Below are 13,868 nucleotides of genomic sequence, written 5' to 3' on the forward strand. Positions count from 1 at the left end.
CCTCACACGCTATATTGATCGGTTTTGAAGAAGTTTAAATTGGCTTGCACAAAGTCGATCGTCGCTTGAAGACCCTGTTCTAAGGAATATTGTGGTTGCCAGTTTGCAATCTCCGCAGCTTTGGAATTATTACAGATTAAGGTAAAAACTTCACTATTGCTGGGGCGAACCCGCGCTTGATCGGCTTCAATCGGTTTATCAACCCCCATCAAGGCCAAAATCGTTTGGGCCAGTTCCCCGATCGTGATGCCTTTGCCATAGCCCACATTCGTCACTTGACCAATGCAGTCTTCCGACTCCGCCACTTTGATAAAACCGGACACGGTGTCTTTGACAAAGTTTAAGTCGCGCACCGGATCAAGGGAACCGAGTCGAATACTAGGCTGGGTAAAGGCTTGACTGATAATAGTCGGAATCACCGCCCGAGCCGATTGACGGGGGCCATAGGTATTAAACGGACGAATGGTTGATACCGGAAGGCCAAACGCTAGATGATAGCTTTCGGCCATTTTATCCGCTGCAATTTTTGAGGCGGAGTAGGGCGATTGGCCTTGGAGGGGATGCTGTTCATCGATCGGGGTATAAATTGCCGTCCCGTAGGTTTCTGACGTTGAAGTATGGACAATCCGCTCCAAATCAAAATGGCGCGCTGCTTCCACTACATTCAGCGTTCCTTCAATGTTGGTCTTGAGATAGCTGCGGGGCGCGACGTAGGAGTAGGGAATCCCAATCAAAGCTGCCAAGTGGAAGACGATGGCTTTACCTTTGACCTGGCGCATGACAAAATCACTGTCTTCGATATTCCCAGCCACGACTTGAAGTGATTTTCTATAGTCCTGCGGCAAAAACTCCAGATTCCCCCAGTCGCTCCGAGAACTATAGTGAATCATGGCTGTGACTTCAGCCCCTGCTTCAACCAATGCTTCACATAGATGACTGCCAATAAAACCGCCTGCCCCGGTGACTAAAACCTGTTTTCCAGTCCAGCTAAAGTTTTCCATGGTCTCGCAAACGCTGTAAATATTTCGCTGAGGACGATCGACGTAACTTGCTCAAGCCTTGAATATCAACTAGAACTTGTATCAGCCTGTTCCCTGAATCAATGTAATCCGAATTGGACTCCCTTGCTGAGCAAATTCTGAACCGTCCCGCTAGCGATACCGAAACTTTCAATGGGGTTCTGCTTCCCCTAGGACACGCTCCGCACTTGACCTAAGCTATTAGCGGACTGAGAAAACTGCTCCTGAAGCAATTGCAGATCGTACTCCACCATTAACTCAACCAACTGCTTAAAGGAATACTGAGGCTGCCATTGCAAATCATGGTGGATTCGATCGATCGAACCCACGAGCTGCACCGCTTCATCGGGGCGATAAAATGCGGGATCCACAGAGACAAAATCCTGCCAATTCAATCCGACAAAACCGAAGGCATGTTCAATCAGATCTCTCACTGAATGCACTTCGCCACTGGCAATAATGTAATCATCCGGGACGTCCTGTTGCAGCATCAGCCACATGGCATACACTGCATCTTTGGCATAACACCAATCCCGCTTAGCATCCAGGTTCCCCAGTTTTAACTCCTGAAGTAACCCCAGCTTCGCCATCGCCGCCCCTCGAGTAATCTTGCGAAAAACGAATTCCGCACCGCGACGGGGAGATTCATGGGTGTAGGTGATCCCGCAGCAGGCGTAGAGATTATATTGCTGGCGATAATTAATTGTCATCCAGTGGGCATAGGCTTTGGCCACGCCGTAGGGATTACGGGGACGAAAGGCTGTGCGCTCTGTTTGAGGTGACTCGTCTGGCTGGCCAAAAACTTCGCTACTGGACGCTTGATAAAACCGTGCATCGGGTTTGCAGCGCCGGATGGATTCTAATAAGCGGGACACCCCGAGGGCCGTATATTCTGCGGTGAGAGCAGGTTGTGTCCAAGAGAGCGGGACATAGCTTTGGGACGCTAGATTGTAAATTTCGTCGGGCTGCGCTTCTGTGATCACGTCCATCAAAGAGCATTGATCCAGTAAGTCGCCTGAGAGAATCTTGACCCGATCGCAGAGATGGGAAATGCGATCGAGGTTACCGGAACTCGATCGACGCACTAATCCATAGACGTTATAGTCCTTCTCCAGAAGCAATTCTGCTAAGTAGGAGCCGTCTTGTCCAGTCAGTCCAGTGATCAGTGCGCGTTTAGCCATAGCCGTTAACTAATCAGTTCCGGGGTAGGAGAAAAACTTGTTCTAGAGCAGTCTAACAGGCATTGCCTACACTCGTTGAGCAATGTGGGCCAGAAATTGATCCGCAATGATTGCCCAATCAAAGGCTGTCTCTACATGCTGATGAGCCAATCTAACCCGCTTTTGGCGTTGTTCAATCGCTTCCGTTTGCAGATGGGCGATCGCAGCGGGAAAGTTATTCAGATCCGCAATCATACAATGCTCTTGATTGTGAACTCCCAATCCTCTCACCCCAAAGGGCGTAGAAATCACTGGAATGCCCGCCGCAAAGTACTCCAGCATTTTTAAATTAGTGCCCGACCCGTAGGTAATGGGATTAAGGGCCACATCTACAACTTCCAACACCACATCTTTCACAGAGTCATCCACCACGCCCATAAATCCAACATTAGGTGGATGGGGCTGATTCTGAAACGCAAGTCCCACACTACCCACAACTAAAAACTGCACCTGGGGTAACTTCTGAGCCATTTGAAAAATGTGCTCCACCGCCTCTAGATTCGGGCCGTGCCAACTGCCTAAAAAGAACACCGTAAAGGTATTGTCCAACCCTAGCGCTTGTTTTTTGCTCCGACGTTGCTGCTGACTGAGGTAGGTGATTGCTTCAACATCCACCCCATTGGGCACTTCCACAATCTTGGAAGGCGGAACGTGATACAGGCGATGGAGCAATTTAGAATCCTGTTCAGCACAGGTAAAAATCAAGTCACTGCCATCACAACAAGCTTGTTCCACAGTTCGAATGGCGGCTAGGAGTTCCCGCGCAGTTAGATTATCCGGCAAAATCCCTTCTTTCAAATCCACTTCCACATCCTGCGCCTCGTACCAAATTGGCTTATGGGGAGCTAAAGCCCGCAGGGCAGGGTAAAGGTAGGGATGGCAGGCCACCAACACATCCGATCTCGCGACCGATCGCTGCAACGCTTCTACATAGGCCGGCGTCAACGGGTAGAGCTGCGGCATCACCACATCGGTAATCGGTACGCCAACTTTCTGTTCAATTAACGATTCCTGTTGCTGATGTTCTGCGGATTTAGGAATCCGAATTTCATGTAATTTCGGCGCAATTTCTCCTTCAAATGCAGGCTGGTCAACCCCAGTAAAAGCCACTAAATCAATTTCAAACCGCTGAGTCAGATTGCGATACAGGTGAAAGACTCGGCTCTGTCCCCCGCCTCGGGGTGGGTAAATGGGATAGGTCAGGGCCACCGTCATGCGCTGGGAACGGGGCTGGGCAACTAGCTTGGGCTTCGAGAAACTGGCTGCTGAGCTAGAGGCCATAGGTTGCAGAAGTTGTGTGACAGTATTTTCCCACGTAATGCCTGAGACGAGTTGACGGGCATTCTGGCCCATGGCTTGGGCTTCTCCACGATGGTGATAGAGGTAATCAATGCGTTCCGCCAAGGCCAGGGGATTGGGATCGACGGAATAGCCTGTTTCGCCGTTAATGACAAATTCGTTAGGGCCACCGGAATCCGTTGTGGTCAGAACGGGCTTACCACTCATCATGGCCTCGATCGTGACTAACCCATAATCTTCGTCGTAGGGGAGGAAGGGTACAACGAGAGCATTGGCATAGAGGGGAATAACATCCCGATCGTTAACAAAACCAAGAAATTCAATGCGATCGTCCCCCGCCGCTAACGCCTTGAGAGCCACTTCATCGGGCCCCGTCCCCGCAATTTTGAGATGAATAGGAGACTGGACATGCTGCATCGCCTCGATGAGCATCCTTACCCGCTTGGCTCCATCCAAGCGACTGACCGTAAACAGGTAGTCGTAATCCCCCTGTTCAAAGAAAGGTAAGCTGGAGGGAGGATAAATGACCTCGACTGGGCAATGGGCAGGGAAATAGCCCGATCGTGTCGTCAGATTCTTGGAAATCGCGGTGTAGCGCTGAATTTGGTGGGGAGAGAGACCAACATCATCGAGAAAATGGATGATTTCCCGTAACAATGGCCCCGGAAATTGGAGGGCACCCTTGGGACAATGGGAATCCTTGAGCAGCCGCTCGACTTTGGTAAAAACTGTTTCCAATGCCTGCGGATTACCAGGGTTAGCCCGCATAAAGGCTTGCAACGCGGAAATCGACCGATGGTTGCTGTGGTAGGCTTCCGGCAAACCTGTCAAGTGATAGGTATCGTACAAACCCCGCAAGCGGTGCAACATGTAGCAAGTGTGATGGGGATGGCGCACCATCCAGGCGGGATACTTGCCGGAAATAACCGCGTCAAAATGACTCAGGTCTAGCTGGGAAAATTTTTTGTAGCTGGAGAACAAATCGGGAACGGTCATTTCTGGGCTGGGAACTTTGATCAGTTCCGCTTGGTGAGAAGTGTGCTGGTTAATGGCGTCCAACAGCCCCCACCACAATTTTTCCGCCCCTCCAATACAAAAGGGCACACCGCTCGGCGCAACGATCGCGATTCGCATGGGACAGTCTCAATAGTTGAAGAACGATAGGCTTTATAAATAACCAGTCAGCTAGACCTCCAACCCAAAGGGCTACTACCACAGCCACGAGCCATTTCTAATAGAGTGCTGTGATACAGCCCCTAGATTGAGCACCCCGATTGATCATAGAGATGCGCCCAGAGATACGCCCACTAGGAACCTTCCTCTAGATCCGGGTTGCCACAAAGGCAAATCGCACATAGACAGAAGCATCAACTTCGGTCGGATTTTGCAAATAGTAGAAATCAAATTTAAAGCGATCGCTCACCGGATTCAAAATTCGTTCCAAAAAGGATTGGGGACTATAAAACCGACCATGGCGATTATTCCACCCTTGGGCACAATAGAGGGTTGCATCCGCATCAAATTGTACTGCTGCAGGCACACTAATGGTTGGATCAGTTTGGGCCGCAGCTTCTCGGTAGATGTAGAAGGGAACAACACAGACCTGCCCACCGGGCCGCAGCACGCGAGCCAGTTCTTGGAATAACCGCGTGTCGCCATCGCCTTCAAAGTGTTCGATCGAACAAGTTAAGGTTGCCTTGGTCGCAAAACCATCGGGAACAGGCATAGCACAAGCATCCCCGCCAATTTGATTGCCCTGGATTCCAGGCGCGTACATGATATCTTGGCTGTAGGTCGTTGCCCCCGTCAGCTTGGCATAGATCGCTGGCACTGGAGAATGTTCACTGGCCAAGTCAATAAACACATCCTCCGCTGTCAACCCCAACCATTGCAGAGCCAGATAATGCTCTAAGGATTTTTCCGGTTGATTGCCACGATAGTAATCCCCGTACTGCGAGTCGTACCCAGCCTGTTGAAAGTAAGTACGATACGCCTCAATGTCAATGGTGTAGGGCGTAAAGTGAATACCCACCGTTTCCGCTAGGGATTGTATATCGGCAATTGACTGGGTAGAGGTGTTATCCACAGGACTGGGCACAACTCGATAGCCTTGAGATTGCAGCGCAGTCACGCCTTCAGCAAAGCTCACCCGTGCAACCTGAGGCTGATAGATATAAGGGTCAGGTGTCTTGGTGGCAACGGAATTTGGAGGAGTTGAAGCAGGCGAAACCAGGGTTGCCGTTCCACTATCCCTAGGCGCTTTATTCACCCATTTCAAAATCCGTTGGAAATAACTCATAGCCACTCCTTAAATAGTTTCCTAGAATACTGAAAAGCTCCCTGCGTCTACCCAGTCCTTACAGACACATCACAGAATACATCACCAATACATCATCGATAGATCAATGTAATCACAGTACTGCGATCGAATGATGATCAAGGATGATGTTCCGGCTAGTTTCTCACTAAAACTGTTCCTTGTATCCATTAGTTCTGCAAATTGCATCTATACTGCCGTGGAAAATAGGTCTGACCACAATACAACCGTGAATTTAGAACGACTGCGAGTTTAGACGGGTTTAGTTCAGACAAGTGTTTTAGACAGGTATTGTAAACCAGTCGTGCAAATCGTGCCGATCTGAGAAAAGCTACCCTAACAATTGCTCCACAACAAAGTCCCAGGAAATATTTAAAGCCCGATAACGCTCCAGCCCCGCTTGTCCCATCTGACGGGCTTGCGAGGCATTGGCGTAGAGTTGATCAATGGCTGCAGCGATCGACTGAGGATCTGGATCCACAATGTACCCTGTTTCCTGATCGACGACAAATTCAGCAGGCTCACCGGAATCTTGACAGGTAATCACCGGCTTTTGGGAGAGCATCGCTTCCAAGGTCACGTAGCCATAGTCTTCATCGTAGGGGCCGAAAAATACACCTAAGGCATGGGCATAGAAAGCCAGCATTTCAGCTTCGGTAATTTGTCCCAACAATCGGACACGTTGGCTCAGATCATAATCTGCAATCAGTTGTTGCAAAGTTCCTTTTTGTCCCCCTTCCCCTGCAATTAATCCCACCACAGGCGATTTCACATAGCGAAAGGCTTGAATCAGCAAATCCTGCCGCTTCAGTTGCTCTAAGCGACTGGGAAAGAAAATGTAAGGCTCAGCCTCTGCTGTATAGAGGTGATCAGCCAGCTTGGGCGGATGGTAAAGCGCTGTAGACGCCAAACCATTAAACCGTTGCAGCCGTTTAGAGACATTTTTAGCGATCGTAAAGTTATGGCGACAAGCCCCTAGAGCCTCTGTATCTTGCTGGGTAATAGCCTGCTTTAAGCGGGTGGCTTCCGGTAAGTTAGAAAAGCCTTGGGTATAGGGGGTATTCCACAAGTCATAGACCGCGCGGTGCTGATGGAGAATCCAGGTAACTTTATTAGGATGATTGAGGTAGAAGGTGGGAAACTTGAGGCAGATTACTCGATCGGGCACATGGCCATTTAACTGAGTCCAATCTTCTTGAGTCCACTGAGCCATACTACGCTCAACTGCTTGAACCGGAGCAAACTGGAAGGGCATGGTGATTTGATCGACTTCATGACCTGCGGCTTGCAAAGCTTGCCCTAATCCTCCCGCTAAGTTTTCCGCACCTCCTCGAATAAAGGGAACTTGGACAGTGGCAATGGCTATCTTCATTAGGATTCAGGCTGGTTCTGTATAGGCTGACTCTGGCTTGGATAAAGCTGCTGTTCCAGAACCATCATTTGGGTTTGGTTCTGGGCTTGAGCAGCCTCCAACTGGCTTAGCAACGCCCGTTGCAAGATCAACGACTTGCGTAATGCATACACAAGATTCAAATTCACTTCTCGTTGATCTCGAAAGGCCAAATCGAGGATTTTCAAAATTCCCTTTTGGAAGTTTTTACTCAGACTAAAGGGAAAGCGATTGAGTTTATCAGGCCACTTAGCTCTGACATGGGCTCGCAGTTCAGCATTGCTAGTTAACAGTTCTACTTCATTGGCCAAGGCCATGAAGGTCGATCGAGAAACCCCATTCATCTGACCATTACGCAGCATGGGTTGACTGCTGCGTTGGGCAGCCTCCTCTCGAATCCGCTGAATAATTTGGTCAACATTGACAGACTGAGTTTGAGAATCTGACATGATTTACCTCTCCATCCTCGGGATTGTGATTACCTTCTAGTCATTCATCTCAATGACCTAAGATCCGCCCATTTGATTTCGTTCCATCACAACGAGCAGGAACCTGGGACCTATTTCGCCTCGAAGCCTAGCAAACGCCGCAATTGTAACCAAACCTGATGCAGATTGGACAGAGACTTTACTTTTTGGAAAATCGCGATCGCAAACCTCATTTCGTACAGTTGCTTTTCACATTCCTGCAATGCCTTCTGGGTTAACAAAAGAGCCTCTTGTTGCTGCTGCTGTTGAACAGTACTCTGTTGTTGGAGTTCCACAACCTGCTGCCATGCCTGACTTTCACTTTGCTGGGCGCGACTCGCTTCTTGCCAAGCTTGGGCCTCTGCAGTTTGTGCTTGACTAACTTGTTGCTGGATCTCCACAATTTTTTGCCATAGCAGACGAACGCTATTCCCTGGCTCATAGGTTCGGGAAAGAAAAAAGGAGGCTTGGGAAAAGGGTTGATCGATCGCCTGTCCAGATTGCCAATCGTCGTAGTAAGCTCGCCGCATTGCCTGGGTAATCGTTTCACCCGTCGCAAAATTAGTAAAGCTATAGGGGAGATTGCACAGCGTTTTATAACCCTGGGATACTAGTAGATCTCGATAGGCTAACCCTAGCTTGCCCCAGATAGGTTGATCAAGATTGTCGTCCAAGAAACTATGCTTCGATACCCGTTGAGGGTCGTCAAAATTCCAACCGCTAAAATGAATAAATCGAAGTGGCTCGGAGCCAACAAACATAGCCCCATTCGTCTTGACATTTAGGGGGCGTTCCCAAAGATTCCAGTACCCTAGGTTACACCCTAAATTTGATAAGTACTGAACCCCTACAAAGTATAGGGGAACAAGATTCAACCATAGCTGATCCACAAATAACCCGCGCAGGTTTTGGTAAGTAACATCATCAAAGCAGAAATGTTCTAAGCGAGTTTTCCACCAGGCAATAAACTGACGGGTGGTCTCACAGCGGCGGAGTCCCAGGAATCCCGCATTGTACAAACCGCACCGGATGAGATTATTCACTTCACAGACGACGGATTGTTCGATCGAGGCGGGTGTTTGGCTATGGGGCGTTAACAGAATTGCGGCTGATCGCAGTTGTTCAAACACTGGTTCTAGGGAACCACACACATAGATATCGGAATCTAAAAAAATCCAACGCTCCGCATCCGTGTGGTTCAAGATATATTCATGCAGCAGACCTCGCAAGGCACAACAGAGTTCAAAGGCAGTGTAGTAAAAACACATGCGCTGCACGGATGCCTGATCGGCTAGGGCTTCTAAGGGAATTAAGTGAAAGGATTCTTGGTCTGGATCAATTTCGCCATCGTTACGATCGGCTAACAACACATACAATTCTAAGCCCGGATTATGAGCTGCCAGACTAACAGCTAGTGCTCGAGCGTAGGCGAGGTAATTTTTAGTGACAATGGTACAAACCAGCGTTTTTGTCATAAGCAGTTAATCAATACCGTGGGGAGAACCCGCAAACCCAAACTTGCTTTTTGCTTTGAGCCATTGGCCACGCAACCACCAAAATTTACTGTTTTTCATAGCGACCACCTGCGCCAGAAGTTCATTGCGTTGGTGCAGGAGTTGCTTGCATTCTGCCTTGAGTTCAGCAATTTCGTTAGCGGGCGGGCCTATAGGTACCGACTGGATCTCTTGTTGCACATTGACAAGAGTCGCTTGCAACCGCTGTACTTCAGCTTCCAGCCATTGTAAACTTTGAGGCAAACCGACATCCCTGGGAAAGTCATCCCAACGATCGAAGGGCGACGTTTTAGAATTGACGTCCTTCAAATAGTACTCAAAGTAATACCGCCTCATTGCTAGGGTAATGGGTTGACCATTCGTAAAGGTTGCAAAGCCATAGGGCCATTGCAAGCAGTCAAAATAGCCATGGCGAATCAACGCTTCCCGATAGGACTGACCAATGGCAGACCAAGCAGGCACCGTGATGTGATTCTGGGAAGCATGACGGGAGATGCGATCGGGCTGTTCAATATCCCACCCGCTTAGGTGGAAAAAGATCAAGGGCTGCTGATTGACCCAGAGTTGACCCTGCTCATCCAACGTCAGCGATCGCTCAATTAAGTTCCAGTGGGCAACATTGGCCCCAGGATGGCGCAGCAACCCCACATTGGAAAAATAAATAGGTACAAGATCTAGCCATTTTTGGTCTAGAAACAGTCCCCGAGAATCCGCGATCGCAATGTCATCAAAACAATCGGTCTGGAGCCTTGCCTTAAACCACTGGATGAATTGCTGGGCCGTGGGCGATCGCTTCAGCCCCACACAGCCCCCGTTGTACAACCCATACTTCAATTGAGAGCGTTCATACAGACGATCGGGCAAGGTGGTTGATGCGGTGTAGTTTTGGGGATTGAGCAAAATATCTGCATGGTCAAGCTGCTGAAAAATGGGCGCAAGGGAATGGGTCACCCAAACGTCACCATCCAAAAACAACCAGCGCTGGACTGAGGTGTTGTTCAGCAGATATTCATGCAAATGGCCACGCAACGCACAACAGAGTTCATAGGCGGTGTAATAAAAACACATCGGCTCCCTTAGGGGATCCGGAATCACCTGTTCTAAGGAAATGAGATGAAAGTCTTCCTGGGCTGGATCAATACCATCATCTAAACGATCCGCAAGCAACACATAAACGGATACATCCGAGTTATGGCGTTTGACCGATTCAGTAAGGGCCCGCGCATAACATAAATAGCTTTTGGTGACGATCGTACAGACAGCCCAATCTGACATGATTTCAACCTTCGATAGCTCCACCTTCTTCGATCGCTCCACCTTCAGGACTGCAGACTATGGTTTACCCACTATTCAGCGGTTTACCCACTATTCAGCATTGCTGCCGAGCAATCGTTTCAAGCTGATCCAGAGTTGCCGCAATTTCCAAAACTTACTGGTTTCCATCGCCTCAATTCTTAACCGCAGCGCTGTCACTTCCTGAACCAGATCATTCTGCTGGGAATTCCCCTGGGCATGGTTAGTGGCCAGTTGCTGTTGTAGCGTTGCAGCTTCTTGTTGCAGGGCTTGGTGGGCAGCCTGTTCTTGGGTAATGTAGTCTCCAAAGAACTGGTAGGCATTGCAGGAAAATGCCATAGGGGCTTCAATCTCGGATTCCGCGACTCCATAGACCGCGAAATAGCCATCGGCATTTTCGATCGCAGCAATATCTTCGAGGTATTGGCGCTGAACCAACGGGGGAGACAACGGCGCTAAATAGGCCGCTTGGTGAGTCGTCGCCGCAGCGGGAGCTTGGGGCTTAACCAAGCAACTCGCCACCATAAAATGTTGACCCAGAAAAACGCCTTCTCCAAACACGCTGAGGAATAAGTTACGAAATTCTTCAAACCGAAAGCGATGGAGATGGTAGGGACTGACCCAATTTGCAGGGGCAATGCGGTAGTCATTCGGGCAAGACAAAAAGAGTTTGCCATCCGGTTTCAGTAAGCGTCGCAGTTCTGCCAAAAAAATTCGGGGGCGGGCTAGGTGCTCAATGGTTTCAAACGAGACAATCACATCAAAGGATGCCTCTTCAAAGGTCGTGAGGGCGTGGGCATCGGCCACCTGATAAGCCACATTGGGATGCGGATAGTATTGCGCTGCAAACTGAATGGACTCTTCCGAATTATCAGCGCCCACCACTTCTCGTGCCCCTTGGATCGCAAGATACTGGGAACCATAGCCCGCCCCACAGGAAATATCGAGCACTCGCTGCCCCGGCACAAAGGGAGCCACTAGGGCATAGCGCAACATATGATCAACATTGACCCGAGCGAGCAACAACCCTTGGCCTTCATAGGCAGGAATATGACGTTCCCATGTCAAATCCAGATCAACTGGCTCACCCATTGCACTTCGCCTCACGTTTTACTTGAATCTCGCCATCGACCTTTGCTAAGCCCCAATGGCCATATTTGCCCGATATGCCCAAGATATTGATTGCAAAAGCATCATACATGACATCCAGAGAGTCATAGTCTGCCTCCACTTCCCGTTGATTGGCGGTGGCTCCCATGATGATTAGATATTCTCCCGGCTGCAGGGTGAGATGAATCCGAAAGACAAATTCTATCCGCTCCCCTTGGGCAATGTGGTCGATCGGGCCGGGGGCGTCACCATAGTAGGTATGCTTACCCGCCATGACACGGCCATAGCGATCCTGTAGTCCTACTCCAGCATTGACATGCTGACAATCTTCGTGGAAATCCATCACCATAGACACTTGCATCCAATCTCCCACGGAGAAGGCCAGCGCGGGTTGCCCAGCTCCATCGGTAACACGCACTTGGCGAATGGTGGCTTGGCCATTGCTGACCCGATGGGTGTTGCGTAGATCAACCACGCCAACTTGGGACAGATCCTGTGAATTTTTTGGGGAGGGCCGATCTCCTTCTAAGGTGGCCCCCCGATCGGCATTGGGTTCAGCAAGCAGCGCCACCAATTCCGACTCCTGCCCCAGATTTTCCGACCCCTGCGGCTGGGCAGAGTCTGCGGTCAGCTCATATTCCAGCCGTGCCATTTTGTGATAGAAGTTACCTACCTGTTTGGGCGTATCTCGCAGGATTAATTGGCCGTGATTCAGCAAAATCGCTTCCCGGCAGAGGGCATGGACCGATGTCAGATCGTGGGAGACAAACAGAATGGTGGTTCCAATGTCCTGTAGCTGTTTCAGTCGCTTGAGACATTTGGCCTGGAAAAAGATATCTCCCACTGCCAGGGCCTCATCAACAATCAAAATTTCGGGATTAACATTGATGGCGACGGCAAAGGCAAGGCGGACAAACATCCCGCTGGAGTATGTTTTAACGGGCTGGTCAATAAATTCGCCAATTTCAGCAAAGGCTTCGATCGCGGCCAACCGTTCTTCAATTTCGACCTGGGACATGCCCAAAATACGGCCATTAAAAAACACATTTTGGCGACCCGTAAATTCCGGATTAAACCCACTCCCTAGTTCCAACAGCGCAGAAATGCGGCCTTTGGTTTTGACTTCGCCCGTGGTTGGTTGCAGGGTTCCGGCAATAATTTGCAGCAGGGTACTTTTACCAGACCCATTGCGGCCAATGATGCCAAAGGTGTCCCCCTTGGGAATGTCTAAGCTCATTTCCTGCAACGCCCAAAATTCTTCCGCTCGAGATTTTCCAGGTAGCAAAATCTCCTTCAGGCGATCGACGGGGCGAGGGTAACGCTTGAAGCATTTAGACACCCGCGATAGGGAAATGGCAATATCGTCTGTCATGGTTGCTGTCCTCCTGCCCTAAAGCACATCCGCAAAAGCTGGGGTTAAGCGACGATACATCCAGGCACCCAAGCCAAAGACGATCGTCGCAACGGCCCAGAGATAGGCCCATTCCCCAAGATGCTGTACCGTTCCCCAGAGCACCAAGTCTCGGTAAACCTCCGCAATCACCGTAAAGGGATTCCATAGGGCCCAAGCCCGAAAGGGTTGGGGAATCAGGTCAGCGGGGTACATAATCGGCGTCAGGTAGAACAGCAGATTAATCACAATGCCGATCGTTTGGGGAATATCCCGCAGAAACACCGTCAAACCAGCCACTAAGTAGCCCAAACCTGCGGTCAACATCAGTTGCGGAATCCAGACCAACGGAAGTAACAAAAGCGTCCCATGCACGGTTTGGGTGGCAAAACCAAGAAAGGCAATCAGCACAACTAACCCGATCGCACTGTCTACGAAGGTGGAAACGATCGGGACTAAGGGTAGAAGCGTTAACGGAAAAACTACTTTTTTGACCAGGTTCGGCTGATTAGTCACGGAGGTCGCCGCCGCCATCAAACTTCCGGTCACCGCCGTCCAAGGCACCAGCCCTGCAAACAACCAGAGAGCAAATAGCAAATTGTTATTCGATAGGGCAGTATGGGGCAATCCTCCCTTCTGTTGCAACTTGATTTGCAGAACCACCGAAAAAACGTAGGTGTAGATCAGCAACTGGGTAAGCTGATTGATCAGCGTCCAGAAATTCCCCAGCACCGAGCCTTTGTAGCGAGCGGCCAGATCTCTCTGTACCAACGTTTTGAGCAAATCAATCTTGACCCACAGCTGACTGGAATGGGGCAAAAGCTGAACCAATTTTCGGGACATGCAGGT

Annotated in this window: 11 protein-coding genes; all 11 read right to left on the minus strand. The window is 49.8% G+C overall.

Annotated elements, in window-relative coordinates:
• Positions 1-2 precede the first annotated feature (2 nt).
• Positions 3-1,001: a GDP-mannose 4,6-dehydratase gene (locus tag ACN4EG_RS01055; protein WP_431627289.1), complete on the minus strand. Its 999-nt coding sequence runs from the start codon at positions 999-1,001 to the stop codon at positions 3-5.
• 188 nt (positions 1,002-1,189) lie between these two features.
• Complete coding sequence (locus tag ACN4EG_RS01060; RefSeq protein WP_431627291.1) at positions 1,190-2,200, minus strand: GDP-mannose 4,6-dehydratase; 1,011 nt, start codon at positions 2,198-2,200, stop codon at positions 1,190-1,192.
• Between the two features lie 66 nt (positions 2,201-2,266).
• Positions 2,267-4,672, minus strand: a complete 2,406-nt coding sequence (locus ACN4EG_RS01065; protein WP_431627293.1) for a glycosyltransferase family 4 protein — start codon at positions 4,670-4,672, stop codon at positions 2,267-2,269.
• 187 nt (positions 4,673-4,859) lie between these two features.
• The gene (locus ACN4EG_RS01070; RefSeq protein WP_431627295.1) at positions 4,860-5,837 is read right to left on the minus strand and encodes a class I SAM-dependent methyltransferase; all 978 of its coding nucleotides are present in this window, start codon (positions 5,835-5,837) and stop codon (positions 4,860-4,862) included.
• A 349-nt stretch (positions 5,838-6,186) separates the two neighbouring features.
• The gene (locus tag ACN4EG_RS01075) at positions 6,187-7,227 is read right to left on the minus strand and encodes a glycosyltransferase family 4 protein (RefSeq protein WP_431627297.1); all 1,041 of its coding nucleotides are present in this window, start codon (positions 7,225-7,227) and stop codon (positions 6,187-6,189) included.
• Positions 7,227-7,694 (minus strand): hypothetical protein, encoded by a 468-nt coding sequence (locus ACN4EG_RS01080; RefSeq protein WP_431627299.1) that lies wholly within the window; start codon positions 7,692-7,694, stop codon positions 7,227-7,229. Before ACN4EG_RS01080 ends, ACN4EG_RS01075 begins: the two co-directional genes overlap by 1 nt.
• A 110-nt stretch (positions 7,695-7,804) precedes the next feature.
• Positions 7,805-9,187, minus strand: a complete 1,383-nt coding sequence (locus ACN4EG_RS01085) for a hypothetical protein (protein WP_431627301.1) — start codon at positions 9,185-9,187, stop codon at positions 7,805-7,807.
• 6 nt (positions 9,188-9,193) lie between these two features.
• The gene (locus ACN4EG_RS01090; RefSeq protein WP_431627303.1) at positions 9,194-10,501 is read right to left on the minus strand and encodes a hypothetical protein; all 1,308 of its coding nucleotides are present in this window, start codon (positions 10,499-10,501) and stop codon (positions 9,194-9,196) included.
• A 90-nt stretch (positions 10,502-10,591) separates the two neighbouring features.
• The gene (locus tag ACN4EG_RS01095; RefSeq protein ID WP_431627305.1) at positions 10,592-11,611 is read right to left on the minus strand and encodes a class I SAM-dependent methyltransferase; all 1,020 of its coding nucleotides are present in this window, start codon (positions 11,609-11,611) and stop codon (positions 10,592-10,594) included.
• Positions 11,604-13,001 (minus strand): ABC transporter ATP-binding protein, encoded by a 1,398-nt coding sequence (locus tag ACN4EG_RS01100; protein ID WP_431627306.1) that lies wholly within the window; start codon positions 12,999-13,001, stop codon positions 11,604-11,606. Before ACN4EG_RS01100 ends, ACN4EG_RS01095 begins: the two co-directional genes overlap by 8 nt.
• A gap of 18 nt (positions 13,002-13,019) precedes the next feature.
• Positions 13,020-13,862, minus strand: coding sequence for an ABC transporter permease (locus tag ACN4EG_RS01105; RefSeq protein ID WP_431627307.1), 843 nt, complete (start codon positions 13,860-13,862; stop codon positions 13,020-13,022).
• Positions 13,863-13,868 lie beyond the last annotated feature (6 nt).

This window comes from Alkalinema pantanalense CENA528 (genome assembly GCF_050753345.1).
Taxonomy (GTDB): Bacteria; Cyanobacteriota; Cyanobacteriia; order Leptolyngbyales; family Leptolyngbyaceae; genus Alkalinema; species Alkalinema pantanalense.